General features: G+C 69.5%; 18 protein-coding genes, 1 tRNA gene and 1 pseudogene. 10 read left to right on the plus strand and 10 right to left on the minus strand.

The genetic code is table 11. The annotated features are described in order from the left end of the window. Positions 1-305: 305 nt before the first annotated feature. Positions 306-376 (minus strand) — tRNA-Gly (locus ABEB28_RS31140). Between the two features lie 140 nt (positions 377-516). Between ABEB28_RS31140 and ABEB28_RS31145 the strand changes: the two genes are divergently transcribed. Continuing rightward, positions 517-1,656 carry a low temperature requirement protein A gene (locus ABEB28_RS31145; protein ID WP_345731815.1) on the plus strand — a complete coding sequence of 380 codons (1,140 nt, stop codon included), beginning with the start codon at positions 517-519 and terminating at the stop codon, positions 1,654-1,656. A gap of 48 nt (positions 1,657-1,704) precedes the next feature. Then, a complete protein-coding gene (gene dcd / locus ABEB28_RS31150; protein ID WP_345731816.1) occupies positions 1,705-2,286 on the plus strand; it encodes a dCTP deaminase in 582 nt (193 codons plus the stop codon). 156 nt (positions 2,287-2,442) lie between these two features. Here dcd and ABEB28_RS31155 read toward each other — a convergent pair whose 3' ends face one another. The 5 genes and pseudogenes from ABEB28_RS31155 to ABEB28_RS31175 form a co-directional block, all read right to left on the minus strand. After that, the gene (locus ABEB28_RS31155; protein WP_345731817.1) at positions 2,443-3,471 is read right to left on the minus strand and encodes a hemolysin family protein; all 1,029 of its coding nucleotides are present in this window, start codon (positions 3,469-3,471) and stop codon (positions 2,443-2,445) included. 326 nt (positions 3,472-3,797) lie between these two features. Continuing rightward, positions 3,798-5,090: pseudogene (locus ABEB28_RS31160) on the minus strand (hemolysin family protein); the annotation flags it as partial. Positions 5,091-5,285: 195 nt separating this feature from the next. Further along, positions 5,286-7,661, minus strand: a complete 2,376-nt coding sequence (locus ABEB28_RS31165; RefSeq protein ID WP_376981596.1) for a heterodisulfide reductase-related iron-sulfur binding cluster — start codon at positions 7,659-7,661, stop codon at positions 5,286-5,288. Positions 7,662-7,888: 227 nt separating this feature from the next. Then, positions 7,889-8,185, minus strand: coding sequence for a DUF4235 domain-containing protein (locus tag ABEB28_RS31170; protein ID WP_345731818.1), 297 nt, complete (start codon positions 8,183-8,185; stop codon positions 7,889-7,891). 97 nt (positions 8,186-8,282) lie between these two features. Beyond that, a complete protein-coding gene (locus ABEB28_RS31175) occupies positions 8,283-10,091 on the minus strand; it encodes a serine/threonine-protein kinase (RefSeq protein ID WP_345731819.1) in 1,809 nt (602 codons plus the stop codon). Positions 10,092-10,407: 316 nt separating this feature from the next. Between ABEB28_RS31175 and dnaK the strand changes: the two genes are divergently transcribed. The 4 genes from dnaK to ABEB28_RS31195 are packed head-to-tail and all read left to right on the plus strand — an operon-like array spanning position 10,408 to position 14,806. After that, positions 10,408-12,288, plus strand: a complete 1,881-nt coding sequence (gene dnaK / locus ABEB28_RS31180) for a molecular chaperone DnaK (protein WP_345731820.1) — start codon at positions 10,408-10,410, stop codon at positions 12,286-12,288. Further along, the gene (gene grpE, locus ABEB28_RS31185; RefSeq protein ID WP_345731821.1) at positions 12,285-13,091 is read left to right on the plus strand and encodes a nucleotide exchange factor GrpE; all 807 of its coding nucleotides are present in this window, start codon (positions 12,285-12,287) and stop codon (positions 13,089-13,091) included. Before dnaK ends, grpE begins: the two co-directional genes overlap by 4 nt. An 18-nt stretch (positions 13,092-13,109) precedes the next feature. Continuing rightward, entirely contained in the window at positions 13,110-14,309 is a 1,200-nt protein-coding gene (dnaJ, locus tag ABEB28_RS31190) for a molecular chaperone DnaJ (RefSeq protein ID WP_345731822.1), read from the plus strand. Next, on the plus strand, positions 14,306-14,806 hold the full coding sequence (locus tag ABEB28_RS31195) for a heat shock protein transcriptional repressor HspR (RefSeq protein WP_345731823.1): 501 nt from the start codon (positions 14,306-14,308) through the stop codon (positions 14,804-14,806). The genes dnaJ and ABEB28_RS31195 overlap by 4 nt, the downstream gene beginning before the upstream one ends. 79 nt (positions 14,807-14,885) lie before the next feature. On the opposite strand, the gene ABEB28_RS31200 is transcribed toward ABEB28_RS31195, so the two are convergent. Next, on the minus strand, positions 14,886-15,641 hold the full coding sequence (locus ABEB28_RS31200) for an SDR family NAD(P)-dependent oxidoreductase (RefSeq protein ID WP_345731824.1): 756 nt from the start codon (positions 15,639-15,641) through the stop codon (positions 14,886-14,888). Between the two features lie 110 nt (positions 15,642-15,751). Between ABEB28_RS31200 and ABEB28_RS31205 the strand changes: the two genes are divergently transcribed. The 3 genes from ABEB28_RS31205 (at position 15,752) to ABEB28_RS31215 (ending at position 18,664) form a co-directional block, all read left to right on the plus strand. Continuing rightward, positions 15,752-17,341, plus strand: a complete 1,590-nt coding sequence (locus tag ABEB28_RS31205; protein WP_345731825.1) for an SDR family oxidoreductase — start codon at positions 15,752-15,754, stop codon at positions 17,339-17,341. Between the two features lie 92 nt (positions 17,342-17,433). After that, positions 17,434-17,859: a MarR family winged helix-turn-helix transcriptional regulator gene (locus tag ABEB28_RS31210; RefSeq protein ID WP_345731826.1), complete on the plus strand. Its 426-nt coding sequence runs from the start codon at positions 17,434-17,436 to the stop codon at positions 17,857-17,859. 283 nt (positions 17,860-18,142) lie between these two features. Further along, complete coding sequence (locus ABEB28_RS31215; RefSeq protein ID WP_345731827.1) at positions 18,143-18,664, plus strand: hypothetical protein; 522 nt, start codon at positions 18,143-18,145, stop codon at positions 18,662-18,664. Between the two features lie 10 nt (positions 18,665-18,674). On the opposite strand, the gene ABEB28_RS31220 is transcribed toward ABEB28_RS31215, so the two are convergent. Continuing rightward, positions 18,675-19,226, minus strand: a complete 552-nt coding sequence (locus ABEB28_RS31220; protein ID WP_345731828.1) for a hypothetical protein — start codon at positions 19,224-19,226, stop codon at positions 18,675-18,677. 54 nt (positions 19,227-19,280) lie between these two features. Continuing rightward, positions 19,281-19,844 (minus strand): hypothetical protein, encoded by a 564-nt coding sequence (locus ABEB28_RS31225; RefSeq protein WP_345731829.1) that lies wholly within the window; start codon positions 19,842-19,844, stop codon positions 19,281-19,283. 168 nt (positions 19,845-20,012) lie between these two features. On the opposite strand from ABEB28_RS31225, the gene clpB reads away from it, so the two are divergent. Beyond that, entirely contained in the window at positions 20,013-22,613 is a 2,601-nt protein-coding gene (gene clpB / locus ABEB28_RS31230; protein WP_345731830.1) for an ATP-dependent chaperone ClpB, read from the plus strand. Positions 22,614-22,701: 88 nt separating this feature from the next. Here clpB and ABEB28_RS31235 read toward each other — a convergent pair whose 3' ends face one another. Further along, positions 22,702-23,523 (minus strand): aldo/keto reductase, encoded by an 822-nt coding sequence (locus tag ABEB28_RS31235; RefSeq protein ID WP_345731831.1) that lies wholly within the window; start codon positions 23,521-23,523, stop codon positions 22,702-22,704. Positions 23,524-23,528 lie beyond the last annotated feature (5 nt).

The following is a 23,528-nucleotide window of genomic DNA, read 5'->3' on the forward strand; positions in this document are numbered from 1 at the left end:
ACGAGCGAGCCAGACCAGGACGACATCTGGCGCACCGCAATTTGGCCACCGTCGGACGCCGAGCAACCGCCATCCGTAATCACGGCGCCTACCTCCAGGTCTAAGGCCCTCCGCCCGACCGATTGTCGAGTGGTCAACGCTTTGCTGATCGGTGAGGGGTTGGGAACTCGGCAATCCGTGGTGACGACCTGAGCGGGTGACGCACCGCGACCCTCGCACCGTGGGGTTTCCGGGGCTCGGCCCCGGAGCGAAATGGCGAAGAGGCCCTGGTCAGCGCGTTCCGCTGACACAGAGCCCCACCTTTGAGCGGGTGACGGGAATCGAACCCGCACTGTCAGCTTGGGAAGCTGATGTTCTGCCATTGAACTACACCCGCAGCGCTGGCTACTTTAGCGTCTCTTCGCAGCCATCGAGGCGGCACCCCATAGGATCGGGCACCAAAACAGGAATCTCCGTGCGTAGCAACGGTTGCAACGGTGTAATCGTCGCAACGGCCACCGCCACGGGGAGACCACTATGACCGTGCCCACGCAGCGCTACTGGCGTCGCGCCGAACTCCGCCGCGACGAGGAGGACGGCCGGCACCGCCCGGTCGGCTGGCTCGAGCTCTTCTTCGACCTGGTCTTCGTCGTCATCATCGGCGTGCTCGCCGAGGAACTCATCCACGACACCCACCACTTACCTGGCTTCGCCCTCCAGTTCATGGCCGTCTTCTGGGTCTGGAACGCGTTCACGTACTACAACGAACGGTTCGAGAGCGACGGGCTGGAGAACCGTCTCTTTACGTTCCTGGCGATAGTTACCGTCGCGGGCCTCGCCGTCTGGGCACCGCACGGGCTCGACGACAACTACGTCGGGTTCGCCGGGGCGTATCTGGCCGCCCGCGGTCTGAACATCGCACTCTGGCTCCGGGCCGGCGTCCACGAGCGGACTTTCCTGCCCATCGCGCTGCGGTTCGCCACCGGCTACGCGATCGCCGTCGCGTTGATCGTGGCCAGCACCGCCTTCGACGGAGCGCTCCGCACCACCCTCTTCGGCCTCGCGGTCGTCGTCGAGATCGTCACGCCCTCGTTCACCGCGAAACAGCAGAGCGTGCTTCCGCCGCTGAGCCGGTCGAAGTGGCCGGAGCGGTTCGGGCTGTTCACGATGATCGTGCTCGGCGAGACGATCATCGGGGTGATCCATGCCCTGTCGGATGCCGAGGACAAGGACCTGGTCAGCGGCGTCCTGGGGCTCGCGATCGGCTTCGCGTTCTGGTGGCTGTACTACGACTTCATCGCCCGGCGTCCGTCCCGCCAGCAGATCCTGACCGCGCTGGCATGGGTCTACCTGCACCTGGTCACCCTGCTCGCGATCACGGTCGCCGGCGCGGGGGTGAGCATCGCTCTCTCCGGCCACGACGTTCCGGGCCTGCTGTTCGTGGGCGTCGGTGCGGCGCTGGCGTCCCTCGGCGTTCTGGAGACGACGCTGGAGCGCGACAAGTCGGAGCCGACCCACCGGATCTTCAGCCCGGCTCTGAAGATCGGCTTGGGCGTCGGCCTCGCCGCGGTGGCGTTGCTGCCGCTGCATTGGTCACCCGTGGTGGCGCTCGCGACCTGCCTACTCGTGCTCGCGGTGCCGGCGCTCTACGGCGCGCGGGTCTGGTACCAGCGGTAGACGGGAACGGGGCAACAGCGCTCGGAACCCCGCCGGTAGGGTGCGGACATGCTGCTCTCCGACCGGGACCTTCGCGCCGAGATCGACGCAGGCCGGCTGGGCCTCGACCCGTACGAGCCGGAGCTCGTGCAGCCCTCCAGCATCGACGTGCGACTGGACCGCTGGTTCCGGGTGTTCCGGAACATGCAGTACACGCACATCGATCCGGCGGAGCGTCAGGACGACTTGACCGAGCTGGTCGAGACGCCGGACAAGAGCCCGTTCGTCCTGCACCCCGGCGAGTTCGTGCTCGGTTCGACGCTGGAGCAGGTCACGCTCCCCGACGACCTGGCCGGGCGGCTCGAGGGCAAGTCCAGCCTCGGCCGCCTGGGCCTGTTGACGCACTCCACTGCGGGCTTCATCGACCCGGGGTTCTCCGGTCACGTGACGCTGGAGCTCTCGAACGTCGCGAACCTGCCGATCACGCTCTGGCCCGGCATGAAGATCGGCCAGCTCTGCCTGTTCCGGTTGTCGTCGCCGGCGTCCGAGCCGTACGGGTCGGCGGTGTTCGGCTCTCGGTACCAGGGCCAGCGGGGGCCGACGCCGTCGCGCTCGTGGCAGAGCTTCCGCACCTGGTCCACCGAGCGCTGACGCGCGTCCCGGCCGAGCGCTGACGCGCTCGGTCGCGCTGATTTACGTCAAACTCGCCTCCAGCAGCGTCGTGGAAGCGGATTCGACGTAAATCAGCGCCGACGCACGTCGACGCGGGCCGACGCGCCGCGGTACTCCGCGGCGCGCCCGGTGGCGTCAGACCGCGGCGGCCTCTTCGCCGAAGACCGCGTGCAGGACGTCGTCGAGCGTCACCACGCCCACCGGCGTCACGCCGTCGGTGACCAGGACGAAGTGCACCCGCTCCCGCCGCATGAGCACGAGCAGGTCGGCCAGCGTCGTCGACGGCGGCACGGCCTTCAGCGTCCGGATCTTCGACGGCGGCAGCGGCGCACGCCGCTCCGCCCCGCTGATCCCCAACACGTCCTTGACGTGCACGAATCCGAGGATCTCCCGGCTCTCCCGATCCACGACCGGGAACCGCGAGCGCCGGACCCGGGTCGCGAGCACCTCCAGTGCCGCCGGGCTGACCTCCTGGTTGACGGTGTCGACCTGCGGCCAGGGCACCGCCACCGTGCCTGCGGTCTTCTCCGCGAGCGAGAGCGCGCCGGTGATGCGCTTGTGGTCCTCGGCGTCGAGCAGTCCTTCGGTCCGTGACTCGGCGACCAGGCTGGCCAGCTCGTCCGCGGTGTAGACGGTCTTCACCGCGTCCTTCGACTCGATGCCGATCGCCCCGAGCAGTGTCCGGGAGACCCACTTCAGCGCCACCAGGATCGGCCGGGTTGCCTGGGCGAACCAGAGCATCGGCGCACCGAGCCACAGCACGGCCTTCTCCGGGCCGGCCAGCGCGATGTTCTTCGGCACCATCTCACCGAGCACGGTGTGCAGGAACACCACGATCGCCAGCGCCAGCACGAACGCGATCGGGTGCAGCAGATCGTCGGGGACGCCGAGCGAGTGGAACGGCGCTTCGAGCAGGTGGGCGAGCGTCGGCTCAGCGATCGCGCCGAGGCCGAGCGAACAGATCGTGATGCCCAGCTGGGCGCCGGCGATCATCAGCGGGATCTGGTTCATCGCCCGGAGCGCCGCTGCAGCCCGGCGGGAGCCGAGCGCCGCCATCGGCTCCAGCTGCGTGCGGCGGGACGCGATCAGCGCGAACTCGCCACCCACGAAGAACGCGTTCCCGAGCAGCAGCAGGACCGTGACGGCCAACGCGAGCGTGCTCACTGGGCCTTCCCTCGTGACCCGACCGACGAGAGGTTCCCGTCGCCTTGGGGCGCTGTCGTCTGTTCGGACGCCGCTGAGCTGCGCTCCGCGGCACGGGCTGCATCGTCGTGCTGCTCGACCTGCTCCGGCGCGTCGCCGTCACCAGCGCTGGACGCGGCGACCGCGGCGTCCCCGGAGCCCTCGGAGCCCGCAGCGTCCGAAGAGCGGAGCGCACGGGGGCGGTCGGTCTCCGACGCGTCGCCGGTTTCGCGCGCGGACGCCGCCCGGGCGGCCGCAGCCTCCGCGGCCCGGGCGCGCTGCTCCTCGAGCCACTCCGCCGCCGGCCGCACCTTCACCTGCTCGATGCGGTGTCGCTCGACCGACGTGACGATGAACGTCCAGCCGTTGAACTCCACCCGTTCGCCCTCGACCGGAATGCGTCCGAGCTGCGACATCACGAAACCTGCGAGCGTCTCGTACGGGCCGTCCGGCAGCCGGAACCCGGTCTCCTCGGCGAGCTCGTCCTCGCGCAGCAGGCCGGGCACCAAGCGGGCCTGGTCGGCGTCGGGCGCGGTGATCCGGGGTGCGTCCAGGCTGGTGGGCGGGTCGTACTCGTCGTCGATCTCGCCGACCAGCTCCTCCACCAGGTCCTCGGTCGTGACGATGCCGTCGGTGCCGCCGTACTCGTCGACGACGACCGCCAGCTCGGCACCGGCCGCACGCAGCGCCGCGAGCACCCCGTCGAGATCGAGGCTCTCCGGGACCAGCACGGGATCACGCGAGATCGACCGGGCCAGCGTCTCCGAGCGGCGCTGGGCCGGTACGCCGAGCGCGTCGATGACGCCGACCACGCCCACGACCTGATCGAGCGTGTCGATGTAGATCGGGAACCGGGTGTGGCCGGACGCGGTGGCCAGCGCGAGCAGGTCGTCGACGGTGGCGGTCGCCTCCAGACCGACGACGTCCACGCGCGGCGTCATCGCCTCGGCTGCCCGCTTGTCGCCGAACCGGATCGTCCGCTGGAGCAGCGTCGCGGTCTCGGTCGGCAGCGCGCCGGCCCGGGCGGAGATCGCGGCCAGCAGCCCGAGCTCCTCGGGGGAGCGGGCGCTGGCCAGCTCCTCCTGTGGCTCGATGCCCAGGCGTCGGACGATGATGTTCGCGGTGCCGTTGAGCACCGCGATGATCGGCCGGAGAATCGTCGAGAAGACTCGGAGCGGCCCCGCGGTCCAGAGCGCGACACCGCGCGGACGGGCCAGCGCCGCGTTCTTCGGGACCAGTTCGCCGAAGAGCATCGAGATGAGCGTCGCCAGCAGCAGCGCGATCGCGACCGCCACGCCGTCGGCGAGGTTCTTACTGCCCGGCAACAGGGACGTCAGCGGGTGCAGCAGCTGTGCGATCGCGGGCTCGGCCAGGTATCCGGTGAGCAGCGCGCTGAGCGTGATGCCCAGCTGCGCGCCGGAGAGCTGGAACGAGAGGGAGTGCAGCGCGTTGGAGAGCCGTCGCGCTGAGCGGTCACCCTGGGCGGCCTGCTCCTCGATGCTCGCTCGGTCGACCGTGACCAGCGAGAACTCCGCCGCCACGAAGAAAGCGTTCGCGGCGGTCAGCACAGCGAACGCGATCAGGGGTAGTAGGACGTCTATGACCGGTCACCTCTTCTTGAGGCGACTATGTCGGGGTCTCACGACAACCAATGGTACGGCTCGATGTCTCGCCGCACCCGTATCAGTCCTGTCGGACATGTAACGCTTCCCGACCCACACGGCCCGATCGGCCCGTGAACGTCGGAGGGCGGCCACCCCGGTGAAGGGACGGCCGCCCTCCTGGCGGGAGAAAGCTCAGCTCGTGGCGGGCTTGTCCGCCGTCGCGGTGCCGTTCGGGCTTCCCGCCGCGCCGGGCTCGCTCGCCGGCTCGTTGGGGCCGACCTCCTCGGCGGAGATCGGGTTGCCGACCGGCGTCGCGCTCGCCTTCTCCGTCGTCGAAGCTGGTGCCGAGGCGGCCGCCGGCTGGATCGCCTTCAACAGCACCTGCGAGACGTCCAGCACCTCAACCGAGTCGGACGCCGTCCCGGCGGCCTTCGCGCCGGTCACACCGTCGGAGAGCATCGTCAGGCAGAACGGGCAACCGATCGCGACGACCTCGGCGCCGGTCGACAGCGCCTCCTCGGTCCGCTCGACGTTGATCCGCTTGCCGATCCGCTCTTCCATCCACATCCGGGCTCCACCGGCGCCGCAGCAGAACGACCGCTCCTTGAAGCGCGGCATCTCGGTCAGCTTGGAGTTCGGCGACGCGTCGACAACCGCGTCGAGCACCTCGCGCGGCGCCGAGAACACCCGGTTGTGCCGGCCCAGGTAGCAGGGGTCGTGGTACGTGATGTTCTGCTCCAGCGGCGTGACCGGCGTCAGCTTCCCGTCGCGGACGAGCGTCGAGAGCAGCTCGGTGTGGTGGACGACCTCGTAGTGGCCGCCGTCCTCCCCGATGCCCGGGTACTCGTTCTTCAGCGTGTTGAAGCAGTGCGCGCACGTGGCGACGATCTTCTTGTCCTTGGGCTGACGCTCCTCGAACGCCGCGTTCAGGACCTCGACGTTCTGCATCGCCTGCATCTGGAACACGAACTCGTTGCCGATCCGGCGGGCCGGGTCACCGGTGCAGGTCTCACCGGTACCGAGGATCGCGAACTCGACGCCGGCCTCGTGCAGCAGCGTGGCCACGGCCTTGGTGACCTTCTTCGCCCGGTCCTCCAGCGCGCCGGCGCACCCGACCCAGAACAGGTACTCGACGTCCTCGGGGAGCGGCTCGCCCTGCTCGACCTTGCGGACCTCGAACCCGAGGTTCTTGGTCCACTCCTCGCGGTCGTTCGGGTTGGCGCCCCAGGGGTTGCCCTTGTTCTCGATGTTCCGGAGCATCACGCCGGCTTCCGACGGGAAGCTGGACTCGATCATCACCTGGTAGCGGCGCATGTCGACGATGTGGTCGACGTGCTCGATGTCGACCGGGCACTGCTCGACGCAGGCGCCGCAGGTGGTGCAGGACCAGAGCACGTCCGGGTCGATGACGCCGAGCGACTCCGCGTCGCCGATGAGCGGACGCTCGGCCTCGGCCAGCGCGACCGGGGAGACGCCCTTGAGTTGCTCCTCCGAGGCCTTCTCCTCGCCCATCATGTCCTTGCCGCCCCCAGCCTGCAGGTACGGCGCCTTGGCGTAGGCGTGGTCGCGCAGCCCGGTGATCAGCAGCTTGGGGGAGAGCGGCTTACCGGTGTTCCAGGCCGGGCACTGCGACTGGCAGCGACCGCACTCGGTGCAGGTCGTGAAGTCGAGCATGCCCTTCCAGCTGAAGTGCTCGACCTGGCTGACGCCGAAGACGTCCTTCTCCGGGTCGGCCTCCTCGAAGTCCAGCGGCTTGCCCTCGCTGGTCATCGGCTTCAGCGCGCCGAGCGAGACCGCGCCGTCGGCGTTGCGCTTGAAGAAGATGTTGAAGAACGCGCTGAACCGGTGCCAGGCGACGCCCATCGTCGGGTTGAGGCCCAGGACGATCATCCAGGTGAACGACACGATCACCTTGACCGCGGCGGTGAGCACGATCGCGGTCTCCAGCGTGCTCTGCGACATGCCGGAGAACGCCGTCGCCAGCGGGTAGCTGAACGCGAAGTGGATGCTCCACGCGTCGTCGTGGCCGGTCAGCACCGCTTCGAAGGCGCGGATCAGCAGGATGCAGAGCGGCACCGCGAGGATCACGAATTCGACGAAGTACGCCTGCCAGAAGTTCGACCCGGCGAAGCGCGACTTGCGTCGAGCGTTACGCGGGTGAGCTTTCTGCCGGATCACGGCGAGCACGGCGATCGCGATGATCGTGGCGACCGACAGGAACTCGGTGATGAATTCGTACGGCCAGAAGTGCCCGATGAGCGGCAGCACCCAGTCCGGGGCGAACAGCTGCCCGATGGCGTTGACCAGCGTCAACACCAACAGGATGAAGCCGAACGCCACGAACCAGTGGGCGACACCGACGGCGTGCCACTTCACCATCTTCGTGTGGCCGACGAACTCGCGGAGCATCGTCTTGGTGCGCTCGCCCTTGTCGTTCGTCCGCGAGTAGTCGGGCGCACCGAGTTTGATCGTTCCGACGATCGTCATGATCGCGCGGACGAAAAGGGTGAGGCCGACGACGGCCACCCCGAGGGCGATAACCGTGGCAATGATCTGGACGGCGTCCATTGCTGACGATCCTCCTGCGGGATCAGCGCGCTTCACTGGGCACAACGGGCGTGCCCGGCAGCCTACGCCGAGGTTAACCCGTCAGTAACGTGACGCGCCTCTCAGCGCCGTTCGGGTACCCCATCCATCGGTCTTGACCAGGAAGGACGCCTGCGAGATGTGGCAGCGGTAACGCTGTTAGGCAAGGCTAATCCGGTCGCCTGAGGGGGTGTGGAGCGCGCTGGACGTCAGCCGACGTCGCGCAGGCCGGGCGGGAGCGCGCCGCGCCGCTTGCGCCAGTACTTGGCCGCGTTACGAGCGGCGAGCAGCTGAGCCAGACCGATCACCGCACCGGAGAGCAGCGCGAAGCCGATGGCTTCCTTCCAGGCGACGTCCGGGTCTTCCGGGTTGTTCGGCGGCGGGTTACCGGTGGCCGCGCGCCAGGAGCCGTCGAGGCCCTTCTTCGCGACGAAGGCGGCGGCAGCGACCGCACCCCCACCGACGACCTTCCAGAGCAACTTTTCGGAGACGGTCTCCTGCGACACGGGTTTCCTCCCAGAGACGCTGCGGTGAGCGGAGGCGCACGGGGTCGGGCGCTCGCGAGCAACCCTTCCCCTTCGCCCCGCACCCTACGCAGGCGAATTACTTGGGTGTGAGCGAGCCCGCAATCTGCTCGAAGCCCACCAAGTAGTCGCCATAACTCTTCTCGGGCGCCCGCAGCGAGATCTCGTAGAACGTGTCGCCCTGAACGAATCGGAAGATCCGCACACGGTGGGTCTGGTTCACGACGACGCCGGTGTGGGTGAATTCGAGAACCGCGCCTCGGTGTTCGCCGTACGTCTGCTCCCGTAACAGGGCCCTGGAGTAGTCCGGGAACGAGCCGAGCTTCTGCGCCGCCGCTTCCTCTTTCTGGAGCTGCTGGAGGGCGCTGCCGTCCGCCGGCCCGACGATCACCAGCACGTACGGGCTGCGCCGCAGGACGGTGTTGTCGTCGGTGTGCTGGGCAGGCGTCAGGTGGTCGAAGTAGCAGCCCTCGTGCCCCTGCTTCTCGATCTCCGCCGGGTCCTCCAGGCAGTAGACCTGCCAGGTCTCCGGGTAGCGGAGCGAGTACTGGTCGCTGCTGTACTGATTGCCCGACGGTGGCGCGCTCGTGGTGGCCGTCGGCGAGGCTGAGGGCGTTCGGCCGGTACCGTCGCCGGACAGGTCCAGCCAGCCGTTCTTGCGCGCCGCAACACCGGCGGCGCCGGCCAGCAGCACGACCAGGACGGCGGCGAGCAGCCAGAGGCCCAGCTTGCTACCGTGCTGCTCGGGGGCGGGCGGACCCGGTGGCGCCGCGATCGCACCGTAGCCGTGCGGTGGCACGGAGGTCGGCGGCGTGCCACTGGACATCTGGTGAACGGCGGCCGGATCGAAGCCGGGGCCGCCGGAGACCGGCCGCGGACCGGAGAGGTCGGGTACGAACGGCACTGATGCCCGGCCCCAGTCGGCCTGCGGGCTCGGGTCGAGCCGGTATTCCTGGGGCGCCGACGTGATCGGTCCGGGCGGATCGGCCGGCATCCACCAGGCCGGCCGCTCCGGCGGCGTCCCCCACGACGTGGCGGACAGGTTCTCGACCGGCAGGCCGTCGGCGACGCGGCGCAGCGCCCCGCGGGTCCGGACGGCGTCCCACCGCTGCTCGGGGTCCTTGTCCAGCAAGCCGGCGATGACCGGCGCGAGGTTACCGGCCCGCAGAGCAGGTGGAACCGGCTCCAACGTGATCGCCGTGATCACCGCGAACTGCTCGTCGCGCGCGAACGGCGCCTTGCCCTCGACGGCCGCGAAGAGCGTGCAGCCCAGCGACCAGAGATCGGACGGTGGGCCGACGTCACCGCCGGTGAGTCGCTCCGGGGAGAGGTAGGCCGGGGATCCGACCAGGTGACCGGTGCGGGTCAGGGACGCGTCCCCGGAGACCGAGGCGACGCCGAAGTCGGTGAGGACGGCGCGCTCGCCCTGTTCGCCCGCGCACACCAGCACGTTCGCCGGTTTGACGTCCCGGTGCAGGACGCCCGCCCGGTGGGCGTGGTCGAGCGCGTCCAGTACCTGCAGGCCGAGCGTGGCAGCGCGCTGCGGTGACATCGGGCCGTCGGCGCGGAGTACCTCGGCGAGGTTGCGCGCTTCGACGTACTCCATGACGATCCAGACCCGGTCCGGCTCCGGCAGCACGTCGTACACGCCGACGACGCCGGCGTGACGCAGCCGGGCCGCGGCTCTGGCCTCGCGCAGGTACCGCTCGCGGAGACGCTCGGCTTCGGTCGACGGGAGTCCGTGCGGGATCGGGACTTCCTTGACGGCCACGTCGCGATGGAGCAGGTCGTCGGTGGCACGCCAAACCGTGCCCATGCCACCGCTGCCCAGGTGTGGTCCCAGGCGGTACCGGCCGCCGACGAGTCGGCCGTTTGCCCCGTCCGTCACGGCGAGAAGGCTAATGCCCTTCGTCGTCGATGCGTGTCCGCTCCGCGACTCGTAACGGATCGACACAGATTAGTGCGCTTCCGCGGTTACCGTCCGGACGGTGCCACCGCCCGGCCTGCCCTATCCGACATCGACCCCGCTGGGCGGCGTGTCCAAATCTGCCCCCGGTGGTGAGGAACAAGACAGCGCGAGCTATCGTTGAGCCGATCAGCAAACTTGCGCGAGGTTGACTCAAGTTCGGTGAGTCCGGAGAGCAACCCTCGAACGAGACAACTGCGCGGAGACTTTCTCCGCAACCCCCTAGGAGGAGGGATCCATGGCACGAGCGGTCGGCATCGACCTCGGTACCACCAACTCGGTCGTCAGCGTCCTCGAGGGTGGCGAGCCGACGGTCATCGCCAACGCCGAGGGCAAGCGGACCACTCCGTCGATCGTCGCTTTCGCCAAGAACGGTGAAGTTCTCGTCGGCGAGGTCGCGAAGCGTCAGGCTGTGACGAACGTCGAGCGGACGATTCGCTCGGTGAAGCGCCACATCGGCACGGACTGGACCGTCGACATCGACGCGAAGAAGTACACCCCGCAGGAGATCAGCGCGCGGGTGCTGCAGAAGCTGAAGCGGGACGCGGAGTCGTACCTGGGTGAGCCCGTCACCGACGCGGTGATCACGGTTCCGGCGTACTTCTCCGACCACCAGCGGCAGGCCACCAAGGAAGCCGGCACGATCGCCGGTCTGAACGTGCTGCGGATCGTGAACGAGCCGACCGCGGCGGCGCTGGCCTACGGCTTGGACAAGGGCGAGAAGGAACAGACCATCCTGGTCTTCGACCTCGGTGGCGGTACGTTCGACGTCTCGCTGCTGGAGATCGGCGACGGCGTGGTCGAGGTCAAGGCCACCTCCGGTGACACCAGCCTCGGTGGTGACGACTGGGACCAGCGCCTGGTCGACTACCTGGTGAAGCAGTTCTCCGCTCAGAACGGCATCGACCTGTCGAGCGACAAGATCGCGATGCAGCGCATCCGCGAGGCGGCCGAGGTCGCCAAAATCGAGCTATCGGGTCAGCAGTCCACCAACGTGAACCTGCCGTACATCACCGGCGGTCCCAATGGTGCGCTGCACCTGGACGTGAACGTCTCCCGGGCGGAGTTCCAGCGGATGACCGCTGACCTGCTCGACCGCTGCAAGGGCCCGTTCCACCAGGCGATCAAGGACGCGCAGATCCGGGTTGCCGACATCGACCACGTGGTCCTCGTCGGTGGTTCGACCCGTATGCCGGCCGTGACCGACCTGGTCAAGGAGCTGACCGGCGGCAAGGAGCCGAACAAGGGCGTCAACCCGGACGAGGTCGTGGCCGTCGGTGCCGCGCTGCAGGCCGGTGTGCTCAAGGGTGAGGTCAAGGACGTCCTGCTGCTCGACGTGACCCCGCTGTCGCTGGGCATCGAGACCAAGGGCGGCATCATGACCCGCCTGATCGAGCGGAACACGACGATCCCGACCAAGCGCTCGGAGATCTTCACGACCGCCGACGACAACCAGCCGTCCGTGCAGATCCAGGTTTACCAGGGCGAGCGCGAGATGGCGGCGTACAACAAGAAGCTCGGAATGTTCGAGCTGACCGGCATTCCGCCGGCGCCGCGCGGCGTCCCGCAGATCGAGGTCACGTTCGACATCGACGCGAACGGCATCGTGAACGTGTCCGCCAAGGACCTCGCGACGGCCCGCGAGCAGAAGATGACGATCACCGGTGGGTCTGCCTTGAACAAGGACGACATCGACCGGATGATGCGCGACGCCGAGGCGCACGCCGAAGAGGACAAGCAGCGTCGGGAGCAGGCCGAGGTCCGCAACGTGGCCGAGTCCCTGCAGTACCAGACCGAGAAGTTCCTGGCCGAGAACGGCGACAAGATTCCGGCCGACAAGAAGACCGAGCTGTCCGACGCCCTGTCGGAGCTGCGGTCGGCGCTGGGCGGCAGCGATCTCGAGGCGATCAAGACGGCCCAGGAGAAGGTCGCGAAGATCTCCCAGGAGGTCGGCACCGCGATGTACGCGAACACGCAGGCCGCGACCGGTGCGGCCGAGGCCGGCGAGGGCCCGACCGCGACCGGCGCCACGCCGCCGCCGTCCGCCGCGGCCGGTGGTGACGACGTCGTCGACGCGGAAATCGTCGACGACGAGAACCGTGGGGGCGCTCAGAAGTGAGCACGACGAACGACGGGCACTCCGAGGAGCAGCCGAAGGTCGTGATCCGCGACCGGCGCCGCATCGATCCGGAGACCGGGGCGCCGCGGGAGATCGCGGTGTCCAGCCTCGGCGGGGATACGGCGGGGGCTGGTTCCTCCGCCGCCCCCGCGGCGGAGGAACCGTCGGACGGTGGCAACAACGTCGACGCCCCGGCCGCTGGGTCGGCCGGGGTGCACGACAGCGTGGGGGAAGGAGGCGGTATGAGCGCGACCGAGGTCTCCGAACAGACCTCCGACGGCGGTGAGGCAGCCGCCAAGCTGACGGTCGAGCTCGCCGAACGAACCGCCGACCTGAAGCGAGTGACGGCCGAGTACGCCAACTACCGGCGTCGGGTCGAGCGCGACCGTCAGGTCGTGGCCGACCAGGCCACCGGGGCGGTGCTCACCGCTCTGCTCCCGGTTCTCGACGACGTGGACCGGGCGCGGGCGCACGGCGACCTGACCGGTCCGTTCGGGGCGGTGGCAGAGCAGTTGGTCGCGATTCTCACCAAGCTGGGGCTGAACGCGTTCGGTGAGAAGGGCGATCCGTTCGACCCGACCTATCACGAGGCGGTCGCGCACACCACGAGTCCGGACGTCACCGAGACAGCCTGCATCGACGTGCTCCGCAAGGGCTACACGCTCGGTGACCGGCTGTTGCGGGCGGCGATGGTCGCGGTGGCCGATCCGGCGAGTCCGGGTGGCGACTCTGCTTCGGAGCAGTCGGGATCGGGTGCGAACATAGCTGGCGTCGAGACGTCTGGTGAGTCGTCCGCCGAGTGACGAAGGGAGGCGCGCCCGGTGAGTACCAAGGACTGGATCGAGAAGGACTACTACGCGGTCCTGGGCGTGTCGAAGGACGCTTCCCCGGATGTCATCAAGCGGGCGTACCGCAAGCTCGCGCGTGATCTCCACCCTGACAAGAACCCCGGCAACAGCGAGGCCGAGGCCCGGTTCAAAGAAGTTTCCGAGGCCTACGGCGTCCTGTCCGACGAGCGGAAGCGCCGCGAGTACGACGAGGCGCGGACGCTCTTCGGCTCCGGCGCGTTCCGGCGTCAGGCCGGAGCCGGGGGGTTCGGGGGCGCTGGCCCCGGCGGCATGCCGTTCGACTTCACCGATCTGTTCAACGCCTCGCAGACCGGCGCCGGTGGGCCGGGGCCGGCCGGTGGTGCGCACCGCGCACGCGGCGGCGGCCTCGGCGACCTGTTCGGGGCGATGTTCGGCGGCGGCAGGCAGCCCGGCTCGTCCAATCGCGGCGGTGACATCGAGACCGAGGCGACGCTCGACTTCGCCGAGGCGGCCCGAGGGGTCACCGTCCCGCTGCGGTTGCACGCGCCGGGCGTCTGCGAGACGTGTCAGGGCAGCGGTGCCAAGCCGGGCACCAAGCCGCGCACGTGTCCACTCTGCCTCGGTACCGGGCTGGTGAGCCGGAACCAGGGCGCGTTCTCGTTCTCCGAGCCGTGCCGGGAGTGCCAGGGCGCCGGCTCCGTGGTGGACGAGAAGTGCTCGGACTGCAAGGGCACCGGTGGCATCACGAAGACCCGGACGATGCACGTGCGGATCCCGGCCGGGGTCAGCGACGGGCAGCGGATCCGGCTCAAGGGCAAGGGCCAGCCGGGGCAGCGGGGTGGGCCACCTGGCGACCTCTACGTCGTCGTCCACGTCCGGCAGCACACGCTGTTCGGCCGGAGTGGACTCAACCTCACTCTGACCGTGCCGGTCACGTTCCCCGAGGCGGTGACCGGTACCGAGATCCGGGTACCGACGCTCGACGGGTCGGTGACCCTGCGGATTCCGCCGGGGACGCCGAGCGGGCGAACCATGCGGGTCCGTGGAAAGGGCGTCCGGAAGGGCGATTCCCCTCCGGGTGACCTGCTGGTCACCATCGAGGTCGAGGTGCCCCACAACCTCAACGAGGCCGCCCGGAAGGCGCTGGCCGACTTCGCCGCCGCCACACCGGGTAATCCTCGGGCGCACCTGGAACGGGAGGGAGCGCGATGAGTGAACCGGCACGGTCGGCGCGCCCGGCTCCGGCGCCTCGGTCGGCGCAGGCCCGACGAGCCGGCGGATCGTTCGACAACGCCGATCTGGAGATCGAGATCGACGTGGCGTTCGAAGGCCCGGTGTTCGTCATCTCGGTGGCGGCGCAGCTGGCCGGTATGCACCCGCAGACACTCCGCCAGTACGACCGGCTCGGGCTCGTGCAGCCCGGCCGGTCGGCCGGCGGTGGTCGGCGGTACAGCGCGCGGGACGTCGTCCTGCTGCGGGAGATCGCCCGCCTCTCCCAGGAGGAGGGCGTCAATCTCGCCGGCATCAAGCGGATCATCGCGCTGAGCAAGCAGGTCCGCGAGCTGGAAGAGCAGGTCGAGGACCTGATCGCCGAGGTGCACGCGGCACGGCAGGAGGCCGCCGAGGCGCGGGCCGCCATGCCCTACCGCGGCGAGTTGGTGCCGCTGAGCCAGACCGTGTTGCCGGTCTGGCGTCCCAAAGGTCGCTGAACACGCCGAGAGCCGCCCGGGTATCAGCCCGGGCGGCTCTCGGCGTGTCGGCCGGGCCGGCGATCCGGCCCAACGGCTGTCACCAGGGAATGACCTCGCGGTCCTGCCAGAGCAGGCCGGTCGGGGCCGGTGAGCCGTCGGGCTGCGCCTCCGGACGGGTGCACAGCCAGAGCACGGTGTCGGCGCCCTCGGCCGCGGAGCGGGGTGCACTCGGACCACCCATGTCGGTTCGGCTGCGCCCGGGAGCGACCGCGTCCACGAAGACGCCGCGGCGGCCGAGCCCGGTCTCGTAGGCGAAGTTACGGGTCAGTGCGTTCAGCCCGGCCTTGGCCACCCGGTACGGCGCGACGCCGCCGGTGTTGCCGGGCCCGGTCATCCGGCCCTCGTCGGCGGAGATGTTGACGATCCGCCCCGATCGGCGAGCCATCATGCCCGGAGCGAACGCTTGGATCAGCAGGAACGGCGCGTCGAGCACGACTGCCGAGACCGACCTCCACTCGCCGTACGTCGCCTTGAGGGTTTTGGAGGTTCGGTTGCCCAGGATGCCGGCGCCGTTGACCAGGAGATCGAACTCGCCCAACTCCCCGAGCTTCTCCGGCAGGCGGCTGACCAGACCGGGCTGGCTCAGATCGCACGGCGCGGCAACCGCGTCCAGCCCGTCGGTGCGAAGTTTGAACACCGCCTCGTCCAGGCGTTCCGGGTCTCGCGCCACGCAGACGACGGTGGCGCCCGCTCTGCCCAACCCCGCTGCGACTTCGTAGCCGATGCCCCGACTTGCGCCGGTGACCAGTGCGACCTTGCCTTGCAGCTTGCTCCCGCCCAGATCTCGCTCCACGCGACCAGCCTCCCGAATCAGCCGCCGGGGCGCCAAGTCCGACCCGCGTCCGGCCGGTGGATGCCCCGCGCCAAGATGCAGAAACGGACAAAGCGCGGAACGATCGCGGTATGCGCATTCTCGTAACGGGCGCTACTGGCTACATCGGCGGGCGGTTGGTGCCGAGGCTGCTCGAACAGGGCCACCACGTCCGCTGCCTGGCCCGTACCCCCGCGAAACTCCGTGACCTTCCCTGGGCGTCCCGAATCGAGATCGTCCAGGGTGACGTCACCGATCCGGAGGTCGTCCGGACGGCCGCGGACGGGATCGACGTCCTCTACTACCTGGTGCACAGCCTCGGGAGCCGCGGGTTCGACGACCTCGACCGGCGCGCCGCCGAGACGGTCGCGCAGGCCGCGGCGGACGCCGGCGTCCGCCGCATCGTGTACCTGGGTGGGCTCTACCCCAAGGGGGTGCCGGCGGACGCGCTCTCGCCGCACCTGCGCTCCCGGACCGAGGTCGGCAGGATCTTCCTGGACTCCCCGGTGCCCACCGTGGTGCTGCAAGCAGCGGTGATCATCGGTTCGGGCTCCGCGTCCTTCGAGATGCTGCGGTACCTCACCGAGCGGCTGCCGGCCATGGTGACGCCGCGCTGGGTGCGCAACCGGGTCCAGCCGATCGCGGTCCGAGACGTGCTGCGCTACCTGGCGGCCTGCGCGCACATCGAACCCTCCTCGATCTCCGGTCAGCTCGACGATGATCGGGCCGGGGAGAGTGCCGGGCGAAAAGGATTCATTCCGGACGGCGTCAACCGGGTGTTCGACATCGGCGGGCCGGACGTCCTGACCTACCGGGACATGATGCAGCGCTACGCGCGCGTCGCCGGCCTGCCCCGCCGGGTGATCGTGCCGGTCGGCGTGTTGTCGCCGAAGCTCTCGGCGCAGTGGGTGAACGTCGTGACGCCGGTGCCGCGGGGGATCGCGATTCCGCTCGTGCAGTCGCTGGTGCACGAGGTGGTCTGCGGTGAGCACGACATCGCCGACTACGTGCCGGACCCGCCGGACGGGCTGACTCCGTACGAGGACGCGGTCGACCTCGCACTGCGGCGGATCCGCGAGGACGCGGTGGAGACCACCTGGTCCTGGGCCTCGACGCCCGGCGCGCCGAGCGACCCCCTGCCCAGCGACCCCGAGTGGTCGGGCGGTAGTGCCTATACGGACGTGCGCGAGCGGGTGGCTGCCGCGTCCCCCGCGACGCTCTGGCGGGTCGTCGCCGGGATCGGAGGGGAGAACGGCTGGTATTCGTTCCCGCTCGCGTGGTCGGTGCGCGGCTGGCTGGACCGGCTGATCGGCGGGGCAGGGCTGCGACGGGGCCGACGCGACCGGGACGAGATCCACGTCGGCGAGGCGCTCGACTGGTGGCGGGTCGAGGAGATCGAGCCCGGTCACCTGCTGCGGCTGCGGGCGGAGATGCGGGTGCCCGGCCGAGCCTGGTTGGAGCTGACGGTTTCGCCGGATCCGGCCGGTTCCCGATACCGCCAGCGGGCGGTGTTCCTGCCGCGAGGGCTGGTCGGACACGCCTACTGGCTGAGCATCGTGCCGTTCCACGGCATCGTTTTCGGGGGAATGGTCCGGAACATCACCCGGGCTGCCGAGCGCGCGGAGAACGGTCGTCCGATGGTGACGCCGACGGGTCTCCCGCTGCAGTCACCGCTTCGCTGAGCGGAACCCAAGAATCTGCTGAGCTGCGACGGCACAAAGTAGGTACGTGCAAGTACCCTGCTCGGAATGACGTGGCCGACGGAGGAGCGCCGGTGAGCGAGCAGGACCACGACCGGGTCGAACGTGAGTTGTCGCTGCTCATTCGGCAGGCGCGGACGTTGATGGTCACCAGTGCCTCCAAGGTTCACACCGGTCTGGAGCTCAGCGCTTACGCGACGCTGCGGCTACTCGACACGGAAGGGCCGCTGCGGGCGTCGACGATCGGCGAGCGTTTCGCGCTGGACAAGTCCACGGTCAGCCGGCAGCTCAGCCGACTGATCGACTGGGGCCTGGTCGAGCGGACACCGGATCCGTCGGACGGCCGGGCGCACCTGGTCGCGATCACGCCGACCGGGCACGAGCGGCTGATGGGCGTCAGCCAGGAGCGGAAGCAGGAAGTGCGCCGCATGCTCGAGCGCTGGGACGAGAAGGACGTTGCCGAGTTCGGCCGCCTACTAGAACAATTCAACCGTAAGTGAGCGGCCCGCCGAGAACGACGCTGACGGCCATCTCGCTCGGTTGCGACCAAACCCGGGTCGCGGCCCTCACTGCGACGGACGCCAGCGCCGTCCTCGGCGGGCTCCAGGTTTCAAGCACTGCACGCGCCTGGCGGCGCTTTCAAGCAATGCGCCTAGCGGCGCTTCACGAGCCACTGCGTCGGGGGACGCTGCGCCGCGCGGCGGCATTGGCGGCCCGTCGGGCGTGGACGGCGTGTGACAGGGGATATTGATGTCAGGTGACTACGCCTGACGAGGAGAGACGGTGCGACGGAGAAACTGGCTGGCGATCCAGGTTGAGCTGATCGCCGGCCACGGCCAGCCACTCTGGCCACGCCCGGGACGGCTGTTCGCGGTGGCCCGCTCGCACACGTTCGCGGAGTTCGCGGCCGCGGTCGACCAGGCGATGGCGCGCTGGGACCTGCCGAAGTCGTCCGAGTTCGTGCTGGCGGACGGCGTCCGGGTGGGGCCGGAGAAAGGCGCCGAGGACAGCACGCTGGTGAAGATCGGCGAGCTCAACCAGGGTGACCAATTCGCCTACCTATTCGACCTCGAGGCCCGCTGGGAGCACCTGTGCACGGTCGTCGAGCGTCCGTTCGATCCCCGGAAGACGCGCCTGAGCGGTGTGCCCGACCTGCCGACTCCGTACTGGGGGTGGGGGTCGCTGCCCGACCAGCACGGCCTGCGCTGGGTGAAGGACGACGGTGAGAAGCCGGGGCCGCGCCAGCCCGCGCAGCCCTACGGCGACCTGCCGCCGCTCCTCCCCGGCTGGGGGGTGGCGGCGTAGGCTCGCGAGCTCACGCCCCGCCGAGCAGGCGACGCTTGTGCGACGAGCGCCGCAGACCGGTCACCAGCGCGATGATCCCGCCGATCGTGACGCCGAGGCACGGCAACGCGGTCAGTGCGAGGATGCCGCCGGTCAACCCACCGGCGAGCTGGCCGAGCTCCGGCGCCTCGCCGATGGCGAACGGCGGGCCGCAGCTGATCTGGTAAGCGCCGTCGGTGGCGACCGAGAAGTCGGTCACCCGCTGCCAGTCCCGGCCGTCGCGAGTGACCGTGAACGACGTCTTGGTGCCGTGGGTGGTGATGCCCTGGTCGAAGGAGCACGAGTCGGTGGAACCTTCCAGCTCCCAGGCGGCGTACCGGGTCCCAGCGGAGAGCTGCACGGTGGCTTCCGCTTGCGGACCGTCGTTCCGGTACTCGAACGGCGGGATCGACCTGGTCGCCGAGACGATGCCGACCACGAAGCCGCCGACGCCGACCGCAGTGAACAGCACGGCGATCACCGCCGCGGCGGCATACCAGCGTCTACGCGGTCGGAGTCGGCCTGGGTCGATCGGGTGGCTCATGGCAGCGATGGTGCCCCTCCGACGCTATGCCCGTTGGCCGTCCGGACGGACGGATCACCTGTACGGGCCTCTGGTCTGCAGGCGTCGCTTGTGGGACGAGCGACGCACACCGACCACCAGCGCGATCACACCGCCGACCACGACGCCCAGGCAAGACAGGCCGAGAACCGAGAGGAAGGCTCGGGCGACCAGCCCGCCGAACTCGTCATCGTCGGCCGACTCGCCGAGCGCGGACTGACTCGCTTCGCACCGGTAGGTATAGGCGCCGTCGTAGGCGACGGTGATTTCGGCTACCCGCAGCCACTCCCGACCGTTGCGGGTGACCGTCACCCTCGACGACAGGGGCTCCGAATCGATGCCGTCGCCGAGGACACAGGTATCCGAGGCGCCTATGGGTACGTAAAGGGCGTAGCGGGTGCCGGCCTCGAGTGCCACCGAGACGTTCCGACCGTTGCTCTCATGGATGGAGTGGAAGCTCGGGATCGCGCTGATCGCAATCACTCCCGCGTAGAGGAAGACTCCGATCCCGACCGCGACGAACAGGCCGGTGATGGCGGCGGCGATGGCGTACCAGACACGGCCGGGGCGAAGCACGCGGGGATCGATCGGCTGCGCCATGGCGGCTCCCTCCGCGGGGCTGCCTCGATGGTCTCCGCTCGGTCAACCCTGGCGGCGATCGGGCAAACTTGAGTGGAATACACTCAAGTTTGTTGCCGTTCTTCGAATCGACAGTCCCAGTTCGGGACAGACCCAGTGAGTCGTCTGACGGGAGCTCCGCAGCTAGCTATGAACGCTGAGATCCTTACCACCAAGAGCCGCGAGGTGCTGGCCACGGCCCTGTCCGCGGCGTCCGATGCCGGGCACGCGACGATGGAGCCCGCGCACCTGTTGGTCGCGCTGCTCGACGTCGACGGTTCGACTGCGCCTGCCCTGCTGCGTGCCGTGGGGGCGAGCCCTGAGCAAGTTCGGGTCCGTGCCACGTCCGCGCTGCGGCGCCTGCCCAGCGCGTCCGGCGCCAGCGTCGCCCAGCCCCAGGTCGCGCGGGCGACGCTGAACGCGATCGAGGCCGCCGAGCGGATCGCCAAGCCGCTCGGCGACGAGTTCGTCTCCACCGAGCACCTGCTAGCCGGTCTGGCAAAGGCGGGCGGCGAGGTCAGCGACTGGCTGAAGTCGGTCGGCGCCGGCGAGGACGCGCTGGTCAGCGCGTTCACCACGGTCCGCGGGGGCAACCGCCGGGTGACGTCGCCCGATCCGGAGGGCACGTACAAGGCCCTGGAGAAGTACGGCATCGACCTCACCGAGCGGGCCCGGGAGGGCAAGATCGACCCGGTCATCGGCCGGAACGCCGAGATCCGGCGGGTGGTCCAGGTGCTCTCCCGGCGCACGAAGAACAATCCGGTGCTCATCGGTGAGCCCGGCGTCGGTAAGACCGCGGTCGTCGAGGGCCTCGCCCAGCGCATCGTCGCCGGCGACGTGCCGGAGTCGCTGCGGAACAAGCGGCTGATCTCGCTCGACCTGGGTGCGATGGTCGCCGGCGCGAAGTACCGCGGTGAGTTCGAGGAGCGGCTGAAGAGCGTCCTCGAGGAGATCAAGAGTTCCGACGGGCAGATCGTCACGTTCATCGACGAGCTGCACACGGTGGTCGGCGCGGGTGCGTCCGGCGACTCGTCGATGGACGCAGGCAACATGCTCAAGCCGATGCTGGCCCGCGGTGAGCTGCGCATGGTCGGCGCCACCACGCTCGACGAGTACCGCGAGCGGATCGAGAAGGACCCCGCGCTGGAGCGGCGCTTCCAGCAGGTCATGGTCGGCGAGCCGAGCGTCGAGGACACCATCGGCATCCTCCGTGGCCTGCGCGAGCGGTACGAGGCGCACCACCGGGTGCGGATCACCGACGCTGCGCTGGTCGCCGCCGCGACGCTGTCCGACCGCTACATCACGTCCCGCTTCCTGCCCGACAAGGCGATCGACCTGGTCGACGAGTCGGCGTCCCGGCTGCGGATGGAGATCGACTCCCGTCCGGTCGAGATCGACGAGAAGCAGCGCGCGGTCGACCGGCTGCGGATGGAGGAGCTCGCGCTGGAGAAGGAGTCCGACGCGGCCTCCGTCGAGCGACTCAAGCGCATCCGGCAGGACCTCGCCGACCGGCAGGAGGAGCTCGCCGAGCTCAACGCCCGCTGGGAGCAGGAGAAGGCCGGCCTGAACCGGGTCGGTGAGCTGAAGCAGAAGCTGGACGACGTGCGAGGGCAGGCCGAGCGGGCTCAGCGCGAGGGTGACCTGGCGCAGGCGTCGCAGCTGCTCTACGGACAGATTCCGGCGCTGGAGAAGGAGCTGGCCGAGGCCTCCAGCACGGCCGAGGCGACCACTCCGATGGTCAAGGAGGAGGTCGGCGCCGGGGACATCGCCGACGTCGTCGCGCAGTGGACGGGTATCCCGGCCGGCCGGCTGCTGGAGGGTGAGACCGCCAAGCTGCTCCGGATGGAGGACGAGCTCGGCCAGCGTCTGATCGGGCAGAAGGAGGCCGTGTCCGCGGTGTCGGACGCGGTGCGCCGGGCCCGGTCCGGGGTGGCCGACCCCGACCGTCCGACCGGCTCGTTCCTGTTCCTGGGTCCGACCGGTGTCGGTAAGACCGAGCTGGCCAAGGCGCTGGCCGAGTTCCTGTTCGACGACGAGCGGGCGATGGTCCGGATCGACATGAGCGAGTACGGCGAGAAGCACTCGGTGGCTCGGCTCGTCGGTGCTCCGCCCGGTTACGTCGGGTACGAGGAGGGCGGTCAGCTCACCGAGGCGATCCGGCGGCGTCCGTACACGGTCGTCCTGCTCGACGAGGTGGAGAAGGCCCACCCGGACGTGTTCGACATCCTGCTGCAGGTGCTGGACGACGGCCGTCTGACCGACGGGCAGGGCCGGACCGTGGACTTCCGGAACACGATCCTGGTGCTGACCTCCAACCTGGGCTCGCAGCTGATCACCGACCCGTCGCTGGACGACAAGGGGCGGAAGGACGCGGTGATGGAGGTCGTCCGGGCGCGGTTCAAGCCCGAGTTCCTCAACCGGCTCGACGACGTGGTGGTGTTCCACGCGCTGGGCACCGAGGAGCTGACCCGCATCGTCGACATCCAGCTCGACCGGCTGGGCGCGCGGCTGTCCGACCGCCGGCTCACGCTGCAGGTCAGCGATGCTGCCCGGGAGTGGCTGGCGATCGGTGGGTTCGACCCGGTGTACGGCGCCCGGCCGCTGCGGCGGCTGGTGCAGTCCGCGATCGGTGACCAGCTGGCGCGGGCGCTGCTCGCCGGTGAGGTCGTGGACGGCGACACGGTCTACGTCGATGTCGACGCCGAGCGCGACTCGCTGGTGGTGAGCTCGGAGCCGATCATTCAGCTCTGACGCGCTGATCTACGCCGAATCCGCCTCCACGGCTTCCGTGGGGGCGGATTCNTCACGTGAGCGCCCCGTCGCGGCGCGCCGCGACGCGTCAGAACGTCGCGGTGTCGGGGTCGGCGCCGATGCGCTCGCCCGGCAGCGCGCTGATCGCCGCCATCTGGTCGGCGTCCAGCTCGAAGTCGAAGACCTCGAAGTTCTCGCGGATCCGGCTCGGCGTCACCGACTTCGGGAACACGATGTTCCCGAGCTGGATGTGCCACCGCAGCACGGTCTGCGCAGGCGTCCGGCCCACCGCGTCGGCGATCTTGGCCAGCTCCGGCTCGTCGAGCAGCCCCTGGCCCTGCCCGATCGGGCTCCACGCCTCGGTCAGGATGCCGTGCTGCGTGTTGTAGGCGCGCAGCTCGTCCTGGTTGAAGCCGGGGTGCAGCTCGATCTGGTTCACCGCGGGCACCACGTCGGTCTCCGCCATCAGCCGGTCGAGGTGCGACTTGTGGAAGTTCGACACACCGATCGCCTTGGCCCGGCCGTCGGCCAGGACCCGCTCCATCGCCTGGTACGCGTCGACGTACCGGTCCTGGTCGGGGCGCGGCCAGTGGATCAGGTACAGATCGACGTAGTCCAGGCCGAGCCGCTTCAGGCTGGCGTCGAAGGCCTCGGCCGCACGTCCGTGGTCGGCGTTCCACAGCTTCGTCGTGACGAAGATGTCTTCCCGGGGAACGCCGGACTCCCGGATCGCCTGCCCGACGCCCTCCTCGTTGCCGTACGCGGCGGCCGTGTCGATGTGCCGGTAGCCCGTTTCCAGCGCGGTGCGTACCGGTCCGACCACCTCGTCCGCCGGCACCTGCCACACGCCGAAGCCCAGCTGCGGGATTCGGACTCCGTTGTTCAGGGTCAGATAAGGCACGTCACCCATGTGGG

The sequence above is a fragment of the Cryptosporangium minutisporangium genome (genome assembly GCF_039536245.1).
GTDB lineage: Bacteria > Actinomycetota > Actinomycetes > Mycobacteriales > Cryptosporangiaceae > Cryptosporangium > Cryptosporangium minutisporangium.